The 16,717-nt window shown below is 57.5% G+C and carries 14 protein-coding genes; 6 read left to right on the forward strand and 8 right to left on the reverse strand.

All coding sequences use genetic code 11. From position 1 onward, the window contains the following. Window positions 1-46: 46 nt before the first annotated feature. From AC790_RS03705 to AC790_RS03715, 3 genes are read right to left on the reverse strand one after another with little or no spacing between them, the layout of a single operon-like run. Window positions 47-1,021: a lysylphosphatidylglycerol synthase domain-containing protein gene (locus AC790_RS03705; protein ID WP_007890594.1), complete on the reverse strand. Its 975-nt coding sequence runs from the start codon at window positions 1,019-1,021 to the stop codon at window positions 47-49. Next, entirely contained in the window at window positions 1,021-2,265 is a 1,245-nt protein-coding gene (gene clsB / locus AC790_RS03710) for a cardiolipin synthase ClsB (protein WP_049850939.1), read from the reverse strand. The genes AC790_RS03705 and clsB overlap by 1 nt, the downstream gene beginning before the upstream one ends. Further along, a complete protein-coding gene (locus AC790_RS03715; RefSeq protein WP_007890592.1) occupies window positions 2,262-3,023 on the reverse strand; it encodes an endonuclease/exonuclease/phosphatase family protein in 762 nt (253 codons plus the stop codon). The genes clsB and AC790_RS03715 overlap by 4 nt, the downstream gene beginning before the upstream one ends. A gap of 177 nt (window positions 3,024-3,200) precedes the next feature. On the opposite strand from AC790_RS03715, the gene AC790_RS03720 reads away from it, so the two are divergent. The 4 genes from AC790_RS03720 to AC790_RS03735 all read left to right on the forward strand — a co-directional run bounded on the left by AC790_RS03720 (window position 3,201) and on the right by AC790_RS03735 (window position 7,544). Beyond that, on the forward strand, window positions 3,201-3,593 hold the full coding sequence (locus AC790_RS03720; RefSeq protein ID WP_007890591.1) for a YbhQ family protein: 393 nt from the start codon (window positions 3,201-3,203) through the stop codon (window positions 3,591-3,593). 215 nt (window positions 3,594-3,808) lie between these two features. Continuing rightward, on the forward strand, window positions 3,809-5,200 hold the full coding sequence (gene rhlE / locus AC790_RS03725) for an ATP-dependent RNA helicase RhlE (protein WP_049850940.1): 1,392 nt from the start codon (window positions 3,809-3,811) through the stop codon (window positions 5,198-5,200). Window positions 5,201-5,204: 4 nt separating this feature from the next. Further along, window positions 5,205-6,155 (forward strand): tRNA dihydrouridine(16) synthase DusC, encoded by a 951-nt coding sequence (gene dusC, locus AC790_RS03730; protein ID WP_049850941.1) that lies wholly within the window; start codon window positions 5,205-5,207, stop codon window positions 6,153-6,155. Window positions 6,156-6,338: 183 nt separating this feature from the next. Continuing rightward, entirely contained in the window at window positions 6,339-7,544 is a 1,206-nt protein-coding gene (locus AC790_RS03735) for an MFS transporter (protein ID WP_049850942.1), read from the forward strand. Here the strand turns inward: AC790_RS03735 and ppk2 are convergent. Together ppk2 and AC790_RS03745 are read right to left on the reverse strand one after the other, a co-directional pair. Next, the gene (gene ppk2 / locus AC790_RS03740; RefSeq protein ID WP_007890587.1) at window positions 7,541-8,461 is read right to left on the reverse strand and encodes a polyphosphate kinase 2; all 921 of its coding nucleotides are present in this window, start codon (window positions 8,459-8,461) and stop codon (window positions 7,541-7,543) included. The two genes, AC790_RS03735 and ppk2, sit on opposite strands and share 4 nt — an antisense overlap. A gap of 12 nt (window positions 8,462-8,473) precedes the next feature. Continuing rightward, complete coding sequence (locus AC790_RS03745) at window positions 8,474-10,084, reverse strand: inorganic phosphate transporter (RefSeq protein ID WP_049850943.1); 1,611 nt, start codon at window positions 10,082-10,084, stop codon at window positions 8,474-8,476. A gap of 165 nt (window positions 10,085-10,249) precedes the next feature. Here AC790_RS03745 and AC790_RS03750 point away from each other — a divergent pair, with 165 nt between their 5' ends. Then, window positions 10,250-11,275, forward strand: coding sequence for a transporter (locus AC790_RS03750; RefSeq protein ID WP_049850944.1), 1,026 nt, complete (start codon window positions 10,250-10,252; stop codon window positions 11,273-11,275). Between the two features lie 786 nt (window positions 11,276-12,061). On the opposite strand, the gene AC790_RS03755 is transcribed toward AC790_RS03750, so the two are convergent. Continuing rightward, the gene (locus tag AC790_RS03755; protein WP_049850945.1) at window positions 12,062-13,114 is read right to left on the reverse strand and encodes a L,D-transpeptidase family protein; all 1,053 of its coding nucleotides are present in this window, start codon (window positions 13,112-13,114) and stop codon (window positions 12,062-12,064) included. Window positions 13,115-13,310: 196 nt separating this feature from the next. Further along, window positions 13,311-15,125, reverse strand: a complete 1,815-nt coding sequence (locus AC790_RS03760; RefSeq protein ID WP_007887860.1) for a glycoside hydrolase family 15 protein — start codon at window positions 15,123-15,125, stop codon at window positions 13,311-13,313. Between the two features lie 117 nt (window positions 15,126-15,242). Here AC790_RS03760 and AC790_RS03765 point away from each other — a divergent pair, with 117 nt between their 5' ends. After that, complete coding sequence (locus tag AC790_RS03765) at window positions 15,243-16,019, forward strand: SDR family oxidoreductase (protein WP_007887857.1); 777 nt, start codon at window positions 15,243-15,245, stop codon at window positions 16,017-16,019. On the opposite strand, the gene AC790_RS03770 is transcribed toward AC790_RS03765, so the two are convergent. Further along, entirely contained in the window at window positions 16,020-16,595 is a 576-nt protein-coding gene (locus AC790_RS03770; RefSeq protein WP_049850946.1) for a DedA family protein, read from the reverse strand. Window positions 16,596-16,717 lie beyond the last annotated feature (122 nt).

Consider the following 16,717-nt stretch of genomic DNA (forward strand, 5'->3'; position numbering starts at 1 on the left):
TCCCGCTTGCGGGAGAGGGTTAGGGTGAGGGGAAATCCGCACCCACTCAGCGCGAAACCGATTTCTCCATCTTCTGCTCATTCTTCTGCCGCAAATGCTTCGCGCGACTCTCCAGCCACAAATAGAGCACCAGCGCCACCAGCAAGGGGAGGATGAAATAGAGCACGCGATAGGCCAGCAGCGCCGCGATAATGGTGCCGTGAGAAGCATGTTGCCCACTCAGCAGCGCCAGGAAAACCGCTTCGAGCACGCCAATTCCGGCCGGAATATGAATTATCACCCCGGCGATGCTGCTGATTAACAGCACGCCCAGCACGATGGGGTAATCCACCTGGCGCGCCAGCAGCAGCCAGATAATCATCCCCATCACCATCCAGTTGGCGCAGGATACCGCAAACTGGAACAGCGCCATGCGCAGTGAAGGCAGCTGCAGATGCTGGCCTTTCACCGTCCAGCGCCGCTTCTTCGAGAAAGCACAGGCCCACAAATAGATGGCGACTACCACCAATAACGCCGCACCAATGATGCGCAGCGTGGTTTCACCAATGAACCAACCGGAAGGGATTGGCACCATGCCGGCCGAAAATACCACGCCGGCCAGTAAAATGTAGCCAAGCCAGTTGGTGGCGATGCTCAACGAGAAGATGCGCGTGATGGTGTTGCCGGGTAAGCCAAGCCGGGAATAAAGTCGATAGCGCATTGCCACGCCGCCAACCCAGGTACTGAGCGTCAGGTTGAAGGCATAGCAGATAAACGACACCAGCATTACCTGACGCTTTGCCAGCTTATGGCCGCAGTAGGCGCGGCCAATCAAATCGTACAATCCGTAGGTCAGATAACTCACCACCACCAGCGCGGCAGCGCTGAGCACCACGTAACGGTTGTAGCCGACGATGACGGTGTAAACATCTTCCCAGTTCACCTTGCGCGCATAGACCACCAGCAGCACAATTACCGCGATAAAAAACAGCCAGGTGAGGATTTTCTTCGCCAGTTGCCAGCGCGGATTCTTTTTCGACATTAGGGTTTTGCTCCTGGATTCTCAGTTTCGACCCGATCCTGCGTTTCCATTTCGGGTTGGACGGGCGGAGCAACCTGTGACAGGCGCGGCGTATGTGCAGGCAGCCAACCGGCGATGGCCGGAAAGTGGCGTAAAAAGTGGAACACAATGATGCCTTTAGTGAGCTGCCACCAGTTGCGCGGCGGCAGCTTGTCATCGTCTACCCGCACGCAATCGTGTTGCAACAGCAGTTCAAGATTTTCACGCAACGTCTGATTGAAAGCGCGATCGTGAACCATCAAATTCGCTTCCAGGTTGAGCGATAAGCTCAGTGGATCGAGGTTACTCGATCCCACCGTTGACCACTGTTCATCTTGCACCGCGATTTTACCGTGCAGCGGGCGGCGGCAATATTCATACACCTCTACGCCGCCATCGACCAGGTAGTTGTACAGCAGCTCAGCGCCCACTTTAACGATCGGCATGTCGGGTTCGCCTTGCACAATCAGCCTGACGCGCACGCCGCGTTGGGCCGCGCTGCGCATCTCACGCAGCAGGCGATAGCCCGGGAAGAAGTAGGCGTTGGCAATAATCACATCCTTCTTCGCCTTGCGCAGCATGGCGAGATAATGCTGCTCGATATCGTCGCGGTGCTCATCGTTATCGCGATAGACAAATAGCACCTGCGCCTCGCCAGGCATGGCGTTGACCGCCGGACGATGCGATCGCCCGCCCCACCAGCGCCGCGTGTGCTGTTCGCTGCCCATCTGCTGCTGAACATATTGCGTGATATCCAGCACCACTGGACCTTTCACTTCCACCGCATAATCCTGCTTGGACTGCGCGCCGTAATCGGTGTTGTGTTCGGCAGAGAAGTTAATGCCACCCACGAAGGCGATCACCTCATCGATCACCACAATTTTGCGATGCAGGCGGCGGAACACATTGGTTCGCATGCCGAGCACCAGCGGACGGGGATCGTAATAGATAAAGCGCACACCCGCCGCCGTCAGGCTATCGACAAACCTGTCCGACAAATCCGGTGAGCCGTAGCCATCCACCATCACTTCAATTTTCACGCCGCGCTGGGCTGCCTGCAGCAAGGCTTCATGCAGATCGGTACCGACTTCATCCTCGAACAGGATAAAGGTTTCCAGCAGCAGCGTGCGCTCGGCCCGCTGAATAGCGCCTAAAACGCGCGGAAAAAATTGGTCACCATTTTCTAACAGACGGAGCTGATTACCGTCGCGCCAACTAAAACTCATAAGAAAATCTCCACCGCTAACGGCGCGTGATCGGACAGGTGGGACCAGGGTTTCACCGGTAACGCCCAGGGCTTGCTCACCGTAGCGTTACGGATGTAGATACGATCGAGCCTGAGCAGGGGGAAACGGGCCGGAAAGGTGCGAGCGGGGCGGCCGTTTTTCATGCTGAACACTTCTTCCAGCCCAGCAGCACGCTTGAGAAAACGATTCGCGCGCACCTGCCAGTCGTTAAAATCACCGGCTACCACCAGCGGCGCATCCGGTGGCAGCGCATCAATGATGTCGCACATCATCTTCATCTGCGCCTGACGATGCTTCTCTTTCAACCCCAGATGCACGCAAAACACATGCAGCGGCTCGGCACGATCCGGCAGACGGATTTGGCAGTGCAACATGCCGCGTTTCTCTGTTCCGGCGACAGAAATGTCGCGGTTTTCATATTCAATAATCGGGAAACGTGACAATATCGCGTTCCCATGGTGTCCCTCGGGATAAACGGCGTTTCGGCCATAGGCAAAATCGTCCCACATGGTATCGGCCAGAAACTCATAATGTGAGGTTTCCGGCCAGTTTTCGATGTGCAGCGAATGGATAGCGTGGGTGCCCATCACCTCTTGCAGGAAGACAATATCCGCTGATGTTGCGCGGACAGCGTCGCGCAATTCCGGCAGGATAAAGCGACGATTAAAGCTGGTGAACCCCTTGTGGGTATTGATCGTCAGGACTTTAAATGAAAATCCTTGCTTATTTTGTGGCATACTGCGACGCGCTCCTTTTCATCATCAACAGCACAAAGTGTAGTCTTTGTCACAAATGAAGGGTGTTAAGGGCAGAAAATTAGGGCGTAATCCGAAATTTGCTTTACATTGAGGGCGTTCGTCTGGCCTCCAGCCAGATACACTTGGGCGACCTGTTGGGTCTGCCAGGAGAAGAGAATGAAATGGTCTAATCGTGTTCAGATTGTTACCGGACAAACCTGTTTGCACATTGCAATGCACCTGTTGGTGATTGCCGCATTGGTTTGGGGCTGGAAACATAGGGCGCTGGTTGAAGTGAGCAGTACCCTGGTGGCAGCTTATGCGGTGGTATTTATTACCATGCTGGTCATGCAGCGTAGTGCCCGTTTACGTAGAATGGGTGATTCCCTCGAAGAGGTGACCACCACTTACTACTTTGGCGCAGCGATGTTAACGCTGTTCCTGATCTCCCGCTTTATCCACAACAACCTGCTGATTGGTATCCTCGGCGTGGTGATGTTAGTCGGACCGGCGCTGGTTTCGCTGCTGGCAAAAGAGCCGGTGCAGCGCATCGAGAAGAAGCGCAGTTGATCGATTGATGTCCGCAGCGATGCGGACCAGACGAAGAGGAGCCGCATGCGGCTCCTTTTTTTATGGATGCTGTCAACGCGGAAAGCTGCTAAACTCGCGCCCTTACGCATGGTAGTTTGTGCCCTTTTCACACGTGAGCCCCGCGCTTGCGTCATATCCCTCCTGAAAACTACACCGCTAACGGCGGTCAGGACGGTTCGGAGTAATACACCTGCATGTCATTTGACTCTCTCGGCTTAAGTGCCGATATTTTGCGTGCGGTAGCAGAACAAGGCTACCAAGAGCCGACGCCGATTCAGCGTCAGGCGATTCCTGTGGTGCTGGCTGGTCGTGACCTGCTGGCGAGCGCCCAAACCGGTACGGGTAAAACCGCCGGCTTTACGCTGCCGTTGCTGCAGCGTCTCACGGCGAAACCGTCCACGGCGCGTGGCCGTCGTCCGGTACGTGCGTTGATTCTCACCCCGACCCGCGAACTGGCGGCTCAGGTTGGCGAGAACGTGCGCGAATACAGCCAATATCTGGATATCCGTTCGCTGGTGGTTTTCGGCGGCGTGAGCATCAACCCGCAGATGATGAAACTGCGCGGCGGCGTTGACGTGCTGGTGGCGACACCGGGCCGTCTGCTCGATCTGGCGCATCAGAATGCGGTCGATCTGTCGCAGGTCGAAATCCTCGTGCTGGATGAAGCGGATCGTATGCTCGATATGGGCTTCATTCACGACATCCGTCGCGTGCTGGCACGTCTGCCCGCCAAGCGTCAGAACCTGCTGTTCTCCGCGACTTTCTCTGACGAGATCAAAACCCTGGCGGAAAAACTGCTCACCAACCCAGAGCAGGTTGAAGTGGCGCGTCGCAACACCGCGTCTGAGCAGGTTTCACAACAGGTCCATTTTGTTGATAAGAAGCGCAAGCGGGAACTGCTGTCGCTGATGATTGGTCGTGATAACTGGCAGCAAGTGCTGGTGTTCACCCGTACCAAACACGGCGCCAACCACCTGGCTGAGCAGCTGAATAAAGACGGCATTACCGCCGCCGCTATCCACGGTAACAAGAGCCAGGGTGCACGTACCCGCGCATTGGCTGACTTCAAATCCGGCGGCATTCGCGTGTTGGTGGCAACCGACATCGCGGCGCGCGGCCTCGACATCGAAGAGCTGCCGCACGTAGTGAACTACGAGCTGCCGAACGTGGCGGAAGACTATGTGCACCGTATCGGTCGTACCGGTCGTGCAGCCGCTACCGGCGCTGCACTGTCGCTGGTGTGCGTGGATGAACACAAACTGCTGCGCGATATCGAGCGTCTGCTGAAGCGTGAAATCCCGCGTATCGAGCTGCCAGGTTTCGAAGTCGATCCAAGCATCAAAGCCGAGCCGATTCAGAACGGTCGTCAGCAGCAGGGCGGCGGTCGTGGTCAGGGCCAGGGACGTGGTCAAGGCCAGGGTCGCGGTCAGGGCGGCAACGTCTCGCGTCCGCACAGCGGCAATGCGCCACGTCCGCAGGGTGAAGCGCGTTCAGCGCGTCGTCCAGCGCAGGGCGCGAGCCAGGCTGCGCCAGCGGTGAACAGCGGTCGTCGTCGTCCGGCACCGAAGAAAACCGGGAACGCCTAACGCTATGAGGGTTTTGCTGGCGCCGATGGAGGGCGTGCTCGATTCGCTGGTGCGTGAGCTGCTCTCTGGGGTGAATGATTATGACTTATGCGTGACCGAGTTTTTGCGCGTGGTCGATCAGCTGCTGCCGGTAAAATCCTTCTATCGTTTGTGTCCTGAGCTGCATAACCACAGCCGCACGCCGTCAGGCACGCGCGTTCGTATGCAACTGCTTGGGCAATATCCTGAGTGGCTGGCGGAGAACGCCGCGCGCGCGGTGGAACTCGGTTCCTGGGGCGTTGACCTCAACTGCGGTTGTCCGTCGAAGCTGGTGAACGGCAGCGGCGGCGGCGCCACCTTGTTGAAAGATCCCGAACTGATCTATCGCGGTGCGAAAGCGATGCGTGAAGCGGTGCCGGATCATCTGCCGGTGACGGTGAAGGTGCGCTTAGGCTGGGATTCCGGCGATCGTCGCTTTGAAATCGCCGATGCCGTGCAGCAAGCCGGTGCCAGTGAGTTAGTGGTGCACGGTCGAACCAAAGAAGATGGCTATCGCGCCGAAAGTATTAACTGGCAGGCGATTGGCGAAATTCGCCAGCGTCTGCGCATTCCGGTGATTGCCAACGGTGAAATCTGGAACTGGCAGGACGCACAGGATTGCATGCGCATTACCGGCTGTGACGCGGTGATGATTGGACGCGGTGCGCTCAACGTGCCGAATCTGGCGCGCGTGGTGAAGTACAACGAAGCGCCGATGGCATGGCCTGACGTGGTCGCTTTGCTGCTGAAGTACACCCAGCTGGAGAAGCAGGGCGATACCGGCATGTATCACGTGGCACGCATCAAGCAGTGGCTGGGTTATCTGCGTAAAGCCTATCACGAAGCCGATGGCTTATTCAGTGAAGTCCGCACCCTCAAAGTCTCCGCCGAGATCGCCACGGCGATTGAGCGGCATGCGTCGGCAATTGCCGTTTAACTCACATTATGCACATTTCGTAGCGGCGCAATTTATTGCGCGATAAATCGCGCCGCTACGAAATGTGTGTTCATTATTTCCTGAACCTGATTAAAACTTTATAACTAAAAAATCCGCGATCTATTAGCAGGCTAAGGTTATAGTGACGACTCAATTTCGCCACCGTTCCCGACGCCACCTTCCATGTCTGACGCCGCTGTACTGAGTAACGCTCAGTTAAATAAACGTATTCTCTCCGTCATTGTCTTCACCTTCTTTTGCTACCTTTCGGTGGGTTTGCCGCTCGCGGTGCTGCCGGGATTTGTGCATAACCAGCTTGGATTCAGCTCATTCATCGCCGGATTGATCATCAGTCTGCAATACTTCGCCACGCTACTCAGTCGCCCGCACTCCGGTCGTCTGGCGGATCGCTTTGGTCCAAAGCGCGTGGTGATGATGGGATTGGTGTTCTGCGGTATGAGCGGCGTGTTGTCGATTATCGCCGCCCTGTGCAGCGATGTGCCGATGCTGAGCCTGGCGCTGCTGGCGGCGGGGCGGCTGTTCCTCGGCGTGGGCGAAAGCTTCAGCAGCACCGGCTCCACGTTGTGGGGGATGAATATTGTCGGCCCGCTGCAAACCGCGCGCGTCATCTCGTGGAACGGCGTTGCCACCTATTTCGCCATGGCGATCGGTGCGCCGCTCGGCGTGCTGCTTAATCAGTGGTTCGGCATCAGCGGCTTTGCCGGTTTGGTGGCGATCATGGGCATTGCCGGTTTCTGGATGGCGAGTCGCAAAGCGGGCGTTAACGTCACCGCGGGCGTGCGTATTCCGTTTCATCGCGTGGTCAGCCGCGTGTGGATGTTTGGTCTGGCGCTGGGCTTTGGCACCATCGGTTTCGGCGTCATCTCCACCTTTATCACTCTCTATTTTGCCAGTCGCGACTGGAGCGGCGCGGCGTTCGCGCTCACCTTGTTTAGCCTCGGTTTTGTGATCGTGCGTCTCGGTTTTGGTCGCTACATCACCCGTTTTGGCGGCCTGAAAGTGGCGCTGGTGTCGTTCGTGCTGGAGTGCGCCGGATTACTGCTGATTTGGCAAGCCGATAGCGTGTGGTTGGTAGATTTAGGGGCATTCCTCACCGGCGGCGGCTTCTCGCTGGTGTTCCCGGCGCTCGGCGTCGAAGCGGTGAAGCGGGTGCAGCAGCAGGATCAAGGTTCGGCGCTCGGCACCTATTCAGCCTTTCTCGATTTAGGGTTGGGATTAACCGGGCCGGTAGCGGGTTTATTGATTGGACATTGGGGCATGCAGTCGGTCTATCTGGCGGCGGCGCTGATGGTGCTGGGGGCGTTTGCGTTGACGCTGCGTCTGCAACTGCAGCACGGCCGCCAGGCAGCCGTACAAACGAGTCATTAATATTTTTCGGGCACCACCATGTGCTCGGGTACCGGCGCGCGACGATAGTCTTCAGAACGTTCGCGCGTCGGTAACATAATCGGTTTGGCTTCACTCTCTTCGTACGGCATTTGCTGCAGCAGATGGCTGATGCAGTTGAGGCGTGCGCGCTTCTTATCCACGCCCTGTACCACCCACCACGGCGCTTCGGCAATGTTGGTGCGCTCCAGCATCTCCTCTTTCGCCTCGGTGTAATCTTCCCAGCGGCGACGGCTTTCGAGATCCATCGGGCTCAGCTTCCACTGTTTAAGCGGATCGTGGATGCGGCTAAGGAAGCGCAGCTCCTGCTCTTCATCGGTAATGGAGAACCAATATTTGATGATCTGAATGCCGCTGCGCGTCAGCATTTTTTCGAACTCGGGCACGCTGCGGTAAAACTCTTCCACTTCATCTTCGTTGCAGAATCCCATTACGCGCTCAACGCCCGCACGGTTGTACCAGCTGCGGTCAAACATCACGATCTCACCGGCGGCGGGCAGGTGGGCGATATAGCGCTGAAAATACCATTGGGTTTTTTCACGATCGTTCGGCGCGGGCAGGGCGGCCACGCGGCAGGTACGCGGATTGAGGCGCTGGGTGATACGTTTGATCACGCCGCCTTTGCCCGCCGCATCGCGGCCTTCAAACAGAATCACCACGCGATGACCGGTACGCATCACCCAATCCTGCAGCTTCACCAGCTCGCCCTGCAGATGCAGCAGTTCGCGGAAATAGCGGCGACGGAACGCCTTGTCGCTATCGTCCTGTGGCGCAGCGCTATCGTTAAAACGCAGGTCATCCAGCTCCATCTCCAGCTCTTCGTCGTAGCTGTCATAAAACTCCTGCAGCAGACGCTGGTTAAAGGTCTCGCTGTGGAAGCTGTTGTCGTGTGTCGCCATCATTTTCTCCCATTACAGGTGGATAAACAGGGCGTAAAGCAGCCCCGAAAGTAAAACTGAAACCGGCAGCGTCAGCACCCATGCCATCGCCAGATTGCGGAGGGTCGAGAGTTGCAGGCCTGAACGGTTGGCGGCCATTGATCCGGCGACGCCCGAAGAGAGCACATGGGTGGTGGAGACCGGCAGGCCAAACGCGTCGGCCGCGCCGATGGTGGCCATCGCCACCAGCTCGGCGCTGGCACCCTGCGCGTAGGTCAGGTGGGTTTTGCCAATGCGCTCACCCACGGTTACCACAATGCGGCGCCAGCCGACCATGGTGCCGAGGCCCAGCGCAATCGCCACCACCACTTTCACCCACATCGGGATAAAGCGCGTGGCAGCATCCAGCTCTTTCTTCACCGCCGCCAGGTTGCGCGCGGTCTCTTCCGGCAGCGCGACCTTGGCCGTTTGTAGATGCTTAATGGTTTCGGAGGCCAGATACATGTCGTTGCGCGTGTTGGTCACCGCCTGCGCCGGGATGTTCTCCACCGCGCCATAGCGGCGAATCTGCTCACCGATATCGCCCAGCATCATGCCGAGCGCGGGCAGTACCTGCGGACGGTTTTGACTGGTGCGCACGAATTCGGTCAGTACCCCGCGCGGGGCGGGCATCGCGGCGGGCGCCGGTTGCAGCGTCAGCAGTTGCTGTTCGGTTACCTGCGTTAAGGCGGCGACGCGTGGAATTTGCTCCGGCGGCAGCGAGCGGTTCAGGGCGTAGGCAATCGGCATGGTGCCGACCAGAATCAGCATGATTAAGCCCATGCCTTTCTGCCCGTCATTCGAGCCGTGCGCAAACGAGACGCCGGTGCAAGTGAGAATCAGCAAACCGCGAATCCATACCGGCGGTGGCTGATTGCCTTTGGGTGCTTCATACAGTTGGCGATTGCGGATAAACGCTTTCATCGCCAGCAGCAGCAACCCGGCGCAGATAAAGCCGACCACCGGCGACAGCAGCAGCGCGTAGCCCACTTTAATCGCCTGATCCCAATCGACCCCGCTGGTGCCGCTGCGGCCATGCAGCAAGGCGTTCGCCACGCCCACGCCGATGATCGAACCGATCAGCGTATGGGATGACGAAGCCGGCAAGCCAAAATACCAGGTGCCCAGGTTCCAGATAATTGCCGAGAACAGCAGGGCGTAAACCATGGCAAAGCCGTGGCCGCTGCCCGCTTGCAGAATCAGCTCGACTGGCAGCAGCGAGATAATGCCAAATGCCACCACGCCGCTGGAAAGCAGCACGCCAAGAAAGTTGCAGAAACCCGACCACATCACCGCCACGCCGGGTGACAGCGAATGGGTATAAATCACCGTAGCGACGGCGTTGGCGGTATCGTGGAAACCGTTCACAAACTCAAAGCCGAGCGCGATGATCAGCGCGACGCCAAGCAGCAGGAACGGCGTATAGCTGGTGACCGGTGCGCCGGTCTCTTCAACGTCATTAAACAGATTGATGCCGGCATACAGCAGGCCGGCAATCAGCAGTAGGACAAAGATCAGACGTGAAGCCGGACCGTTGCCGCGGTTAAGGTTCGGGCGTCCGCTGTGGGACGAGGAGGTTGATGCAGGTAAACTGTTTTCAGCCATAAAACACCTCGGTGTTAAATCACGATGCTCGAACGGCACCCTTTGACTTCCAGTGTGATACGGGGTTTGTATGACAGAATGATGATGGCGAACGAACGGTGTCATCTTGCTGCAACATCCCTGTCGCACGCTGTGGATCTGACCGCTCTGGAATAACCTGCTGCTATGCTCCAGCCCGTTTTACCGCTTGCCTCGCTGCCGGACTTCAATAACGAAGTGGCCGGACTGATTCATGGTTATCTGTTTACGCCCGAGTCGCCGCCACAGCGACTGAATGCGCGCGAAGCCGCTCAGCTGGCGCAGCAACAGCTGCCAGCGTCATACTTTATCTGGCTGCACATCAACCTTAATCACGCGCGCGCTGAACGCTGGGTTCAGGACCACTTTGGCGTAGACCACGACTTTTTCGATGAGATACATTCGGCTTCACCGCGCACCCGTTTGGCGCATCAAAACGACGCGCTGCTGGCGGTGCTCAATGACGTCACCTTCAGCAAAGAGGAGCGCAGCACGCAGAACGCCACGCTGTGGATGTGGTGCTGCCCGCATGTGGTGGTGACCGCACGTTTTCGCCCGGTTGGCATGATCGAACGCATGCATCAGCAGATCGACCGCCTGCAGTTTGCCGACTCTGACGCGATGCTGTTGTGGCTGCTCGGTGAGCAGGAAGCCCAGCTCGAGCAGGTGGTGCGTCGCTCCAGCCAGGCGGTGGATGCGATTGAAGAGCGTTTGCTCAGTGCGGCGATCAAAACCAATCGCCGTGAACTGGGGCAGCTGCGCCGCATGTTGCTGCGCGTGCAGCGCCTGCTGGCGCCGGAACCGGCGGCGCTGTTTCGTCTGCTGAATCGACCGCCTAAATGGCTGAAGCGCGAACCGCTGGGTGAGCTGCGTATTTTCACCGAAGAGTTCAGCGTGGCGCTGAATGATTTGGCCAGTTTGATGGAGCGCATTCGCCTGCTGCAGGAGGAGATTGCCGCGCGCCTGATGGAACAGAGCAACCGCACGCTGTTTTTACTGACGGTGATTACCGTGCTGGCGCTGCCGATCAATATCGTGGCAGGCTTTTTTGGTATGAACGTTGGCGGCATTCCGCTGGCCAATAATCCGCATGGCTTTCTGCTGCTGGTGCTGGTGGTGCTGGCATTTACGCTGGTGGCGGGCTGGCTGGCATTTCGGCGACCGCGTGATTGAGCGCTTAGCACGCGTCAAGCAGTGAATTGGCATCGCAGGGGTTCCGCCCGCTAAGCATCCGGCAGTTTCAGAATGAGTGAAGCCGGCGGCCGGGCTAAGGTCCGAAGGCGCGGACCTTAGCAATCCGCGCCTGCGCCGTCCTCGCTGTTCCCTCGCTTATCACTCCGGCCTGACGGACCGCGCGGATTCGCCATCCCTGGCTCATGCCGCGCTTTCGCCGACGTCGTGTCGGCTCATCCTGGCCGTCACTCTGCGCTCGGCGCTGCGGATAGCGCCCAACACCATCGCCTGTCATTACCGCATCTGGTTTGAAATTTTGCTGGCTGAAGATTGTGGGTTACCTGGTCGCCATGAATGGCGACCCTACAGGCGTTCCAGCGATGATAATTCAGGAATAGGCATTGATGCTGCAGCGCGGGTGTTGAGGCGACATCCAAACCCGCTGAGCGAGTGAGGGATTCCAGGGCGAGCCGCAGGGATGCGGCGAGAGGCGGCGCTGAGCAGGAGCGAATCGTCGCCGGTCCGTCAGGAATCGTGAAGGAGTGAAGGCACCGCGAAGCGGCGGGATGGGCTGGCGCAGGGCCGGGGAGTGAAGAGGGCGTGGCCTAGACGCCCTCTTCTCGGTCGCCGCACGGCATAGCTGAAACTACCCCAGCCGATGGCGAACGAAATTCGCTCCGTACAAACGAAAGTAACTGATTAGCATTAGCCATTTATGGCGACCAGGCTTATCGCACGCACAAAAAAGCCAGCCCGCAGGCTGGCTTATTACATCTCAAAACAGACTTACAGGCTGGTAGCCGGCTGAGCAGCTGGCGCTGCACCATTGATACCCTGCGGCGTCATTGGCTCTTCTTTCGGCAAGGCGTCAGAAGATTCCTGTACCGGCACCGGTGCTGGCTGAACGTCGCCGGCTGGACCGTTAATTTTGATCGGCATACCGTTACGCGCCTGGATAGCGTTGTTCACGGCATCCTGGTTAGTGCTGGCATCGGCAATCACTTTGGTCACGGCAGAAGTCAGGTTGATTGGCACCAATTCACGTGAGTTGAACTGCTCTTCCGTGGTCGACAGAGGGTTGTGAACTTCCACATAGCGCGAACCATCTGGCTCAACCGTGGCTTTCACCGGCTGGTCGATGAACTGGACGCGCGTGCCAACTGGCACGTTGTCGAACAGCCATTTAATGTCATCAGAACGCAGACGCACACAGCCGTGGCTCACGCGCAGACCAATACCGAAGTTGGCGTTGGTGCCGTGGATCGCATACAGACGGCCGATATACAGCGCGTGCAGACCCATCGGGTTATCAGGACCGGCGGGGAACACGGCGGGGATGCTCTCGCCGCGTGCGGCATATTCGGCATGCATCGCTTTGGTTGGCGTCCAGGTCGGGCCATCTTTCTTACGCTCAACCTTGGTGGTCCAGTTCATTGGCGTGTCTTTACCCAACTCGCCGATGCCGATTGGCAGCACAACCACGGTCTTAGTGCCTTTCGGGTAGTAATAAAGACGCATTTCAGCACTGTTGATGATGATACCTTCACGCGGCGCGTCAGGCAGAATCAGCTGCTGAGGGATGATCATTTTAGTGCCAGCTTTCGGCAGATAAACGTCAACGCCCGGATTGGCTTCCAGCATGTTGCTGAGACCCATCTGATACTGTGCGGCAAAGGCTTCCAGCGGAAGTTTGCTGTCATCAGGAACAGTGATTTCGATATTTTCGCCGATCAGACGGCTGTTAGCCGGCGGCAGCGGATACACAACTGCAAATGCCGACTGGCTGAACGCCGCCAGTGCGAGGGCGAGTGAAGCGAACGCGCGAATGCTCATTTTCATGTTTTTCAAGTCGTTATGGCCATGTTTCAGGCTTGTCAGTGTGTCGAATCCATCGTGGTCAGTATGACCCGCTGCGCATTATATGTGCATTGGCACAGTGATGGAAATCAGGATTTTTGCTTGCTGCGGAAACTTTACGCAAATCCTTGTCTTTACCAGACAATTCTCTTGGATCCGTAGCCCAAAATGTGAATTTTTAGGGCTGCCACAGGGTAACTTCATTACTCAATTTACGATTGAGGAAAAAAGCGGCACTGATTAACGCCAGATGCGTTAACGCCTGCGGCATGTTGCCCAAGGCATTGCCGTGCGGGGTAAATTCCTCCGCATACAAGCCGAGCGGATTGGCATAGCTCAGCAGCTTTTCAAACTCAAAATGCGCTTCGCTTACCCGCCCGGCACGCGCCAGGCACTCCACGTACCAGAATGAGCAGGCGGCAAACGAGCCTTCTCCTCCTTTTAAAGCATCGGCAGGCGTCTCGTGAATGTTATAGCGTCGCACTAAACCGTCGCTCACCAGGTGCGTTTTTATCGCGTCCAGCGTGGAGATCCAGTCAGGATCGGTCGAGCTGACAAAGCGCACCAGCGGCATCAGTAGCATCGATGCATCAAGGAAATCTCCACCACGCGTGGCGGTGAAATGGCCCAGTTCGGGGTTCCAGAAATTTTGCCAGATATCATCGCGAATCTCGCTGCGCACCCGATCCCAGCGATCGTACGGCATCGGTAGCGAGCGCTTCAAACCGAGGCGCAGTGCACGATCGAGCGCCACCCAGCACATCAAACGCGAATGCAGAAAATGCTCCGGTTCGCCGCGCATCTCCCAAATCCCGGCATCGGGCTGATTCCAGTTCACGCAGACGTAGTCGATCATATCGGAGACGTACTTCCAGCCGCGATGCGAAATCGCTTCGCCATATTTGTTGGCGAGGTAGATGGCATCCATTAGCTCGCCGTAGATATCGAGTTGGGTCTGGCGCCAGGCGTCATTGCCGATGCGCACCGGGCGTGAATTGGCATAGCCGGACAGATTCAGCAACTCGGTTTCGTGTAGCTCGGTGCCGCTATCAAGGCGATACATCACCTGCAGATGCGGCGTATCGTCGTGGCTGTGTTCGACGCAGCGGCCGACCCATTTGGTAAAGTCGCGCGCTTCTTCGGTGTAACCGAGGCGCATCAGCGCGTACATGCTGAATGAGGCATCACGGATCCACGAGGCGCGATAATCCCAGTTGCGCTCGCCGCCCAGCTCCTCCGGCAAGCCAAAGGTGGCGGCGGCGGCAATGGAACCGTGCTGATGGGAGGTCAGCAGCTTGAGCGCCAGCGCGGAACGCGTCACCATCTCCTGCCAGCGGCCGCGATAGGAGCTGTGGCTGCTCCAGCGGCGCCAGTACGCGAGCGTGTCGCGGAAACACTGTTCGGTGGCGATCTCGGCCACGTGGGGATCGTCATCGTTGCCAAAAACAAACTCGGCCGATTCACCGGCTTTAAGGGTGAATTCCGCCACCGCGCTGTGATTTTCGCGCGTCATCACCACCGTGGCGCTCAGGCGCAAGCTCGGTTGACCGGCGGCAAGGAAGGCGATGCCACCGGGTCGCAGTTCGGTGGTGGTTTCCGCGCGCGCATAGTCATGGCGCGGTGCGCACAGCAGATGAAACTTCGCTGTGCCGCGCACCATTTTCACGCGGCGCACCAAACGCGGCGCTTTGTTGTGTTCATCGCAGATCGGCATGTAATCGGTAATCTCGGCTACACCTGAATCGTCGAGCCAGCGGGTTTGCAAAATATTGGTATCGGGCAAGTAGAGTTGCTGCTGGCGGGCATGTTTCCAGTCAGGCGCGATAGAAAAAAGTCCGGCTTCATCGCTGTCGAGCAGCGCGGCGAAAACCGATGGGCTATCCAGCTCCGGCCAGCAAAGGTAGTCGATGGTGCCGTCGTTGGCGATCAATGCGCAGGTGCGTAAATCACCAATCACTCCGTGGTCGTCTATTCTGCGTTTAATCTCGCTCATCTTGCCCCCTTTGCCGTATGTAATTGTTAACTATAGACGAAACGGCAGTTTCGGCGGCTCGGAGGCACAGAAGGATAACTTCTATACTGTAAAGACACCCTCAATCAGGAGAATGTTATGCCTTCAGGAAAACAGAAAGTCGCCGTGGTTACCGCTTCCGATTCCGGCATTGGCCGCAGCTGTGCCGTGATGCTGGCAGAAGCGGGTTATACGCTGGGGATCACCTGGCGCTCGGATGAAGAGGGCGCACAGGAAACCGCACGCATGGTGGAGAGCCGTGGCCAGCTGGCGCAGGTGCGGCAGCTCGATCTCTCCGACCCGCAAGCCGGTGGCCAGCAGCTGGCGCAGCTGATTAATTCGCTCGGACGTATCGACGTGCTGGTCAATAACGCCGGTGTGATGACCAAAGCCGATTTTCTCGATGTCACCTTTGAGGATTGGCGCAAGGTGTTTGATGTGGATGTCGATGGTGCGTTTGTCTGCGGGCAGATTGCTGCGCGCCATATGGTCGACCAGGGCGATGGTGGACGCATCATCAACATCACCTCGGTGCACGAGCATACGCCGCTGCCGGATGCCACCGCCTATACCGCCGCGAAGCATGCACTGGGTGGCTTGACTAAATCAATGGCGCTGAGCTTACTGCCGCACCATATTCTGGTGAATGCGGTGGCGCCGGGCGCGATTGCCACGGCGATGAATGATATGAAAGATGACCAGCAAGGGCGTCGTATGCCGGAAATCCCGATTGGGCGTCCCGGCGATACGCGTGAAGTGGCGAGTTTAGTGGCGTGGCTCTGTTCGGAGTGGGCAACCTATACCACCGGACAATCGTTTATTGTCGACGGTGGTTTTATGCTGGCGAATCCGCAGTTTAAAGGTTATCACGCATAGTTAACCGGCGCGGCGGTGGTTCCAGTGGCGAATAATGTAGCGCAGCACGATGCCGAAAACCCCCGCCGCCGCCAGCCACAATACCGGCTTGAGATGCTGATCGATTTTATGCAGCCACGGCGCGACAATCTGTCCGGCAAAGTAGCCGAGCGAAACAAAAATCAGCGCCCATAGCGCCGCACCAATCACATTCAGAATGAAAAAGCGCAGCGGTTTCAGGCGGCTGGTGCCAATGATGATCGGCCCCACAATACGGAAGCCATACATAAAGCGCACGCCTATCACGAATAAGCTCGGATGCTTTTGAATCAGGCGCTTGGCTTTGCCGATGGTTTCCTGATGTTTACTGAAGCGCCGCAAAATGCGCGTGCCATAACGACGTCCCAGCCAAAACAGCAGCTGATCGCCAATAATGCCGCCGATCATCGCCGCCAGCACCACACCGCTAAAGTGCAATAATCCCTCATGTGCCGCAACACCGCCCAGCAGCGTGAACGTTTCCCCTTCGGCAATACAGCCAATCAGCAGCGCCAGATAGCCATACTGGCTAATTAATCCATTGATATCGAGATGCAAATTATCCTCCCTGCCAAGATTGAAATCGCTATTAGTGTATACCAACGGCTTAATTTGCGTGGCTCCCCGCAAAAATGGCGGCGACGATTATACTTGAGAGACGCTGCCTGCGTTGATGAGGT

The organism is Pantoea sp. RIT-PI-b (genome assembly GCF_001187905.1).
Classification (GTDB): Bacteria; Pseudomonadota; Gammaproteobacteria; order Enterobacterales; family Enterobacteriaceae; genus Pantoea; species Pantoea nemavictus.

Bases quoted from the DNA above. Each gene is read 5' to 3' on its own strand.
- AC790_RS03705 (WP_007890594.1), bottom strand. From the start codon at position 1,021: ATGTCGAAAAAGAATCCGCGCTGGCAACTGGCGAAGAAAATCCTCACC.
- clsB (WP_049850939.1), bottom strand. From the start codon at position 2,265: ATGAGTTTTAGTTGGCGCGACGGTAATCAGCTCCGTCTGTTAGAAAAT.
- AC790_RS03715 (WP_007890592.1), bottom strand. From the start codon at position 3,023: ATGCCACAAAATAAGCAAGGATTTTCATTTAAAGTCCTGACGATCAAT.
- AC790_RS03720 (WP_007890591.1), top strand. From the start codon at position 3,201: ATGAAATGGTCTAATCGTGTTCAGATTGTTACCGGACAAACCTGTTTG.
- rhlE (WP_049850940.1), top strand. From the start codon at position 3,809: ATGTCATTTGACTCTCTCGGCTTAAGTGCCGATATTTTGCGTGCGGTA.
- dusC (WP_049850941.1), top strand. From the start codon at position 5,205: ATGAGGGTTTTGCTGGCGCCGATGGAGGGCGTGCTCGATTCGCTGGTG.
- AC790_RS03735 (WP_049850942.1), top strand. From the start codon at position 6,339: ATGTCTGACGCCGCTGTACTGAGTAACGCTCAGTTAAATAAACGTATT.
- ppk2 (WP_007890587.1), bottom strand. From the start codon at position 8,461: ATGGCGACACACGACAACAGCTTCCACAGCGAGACCTTTAACCAGCGT.
- AC790_RS03745 (WP_049850943.1), bottom strand. From the start codon at position 10,084: ATGGCTGAAAACAGTTTACCTGCATCAACCTCCTCGTCCCACAGCGGA.
- AC790_RS03750 (WP_049850944.1), top strand. From the start codon at position 10,250: ATGCTCCAGCCCGTTTTACCGCTTGCCTCGCTGCCGGACTTCAATAAC.
- AC790_RS03755 (WP_049850945.1), bottom strand. From the start codon at position 13,114: ATGAAAATGAGCATTCGCGCGTTCGCTTCACTCGCCCTCGCACTGGCG.
- AC790_RS03760 (WP_007887860.1), bottom strand. From the start codon at position 15,125: ATGAGCGAGATTAAACGCAGAATAGACGACCACGGAGTGATTGGTGAT.
- AC790_RS03765 (WP_007887857.1), top strand. From the start codon at position 15,243: ATGCCTTCAGGAAAACAGAAAGTCGCCGTGGTTACCGCTTCCGATTCC.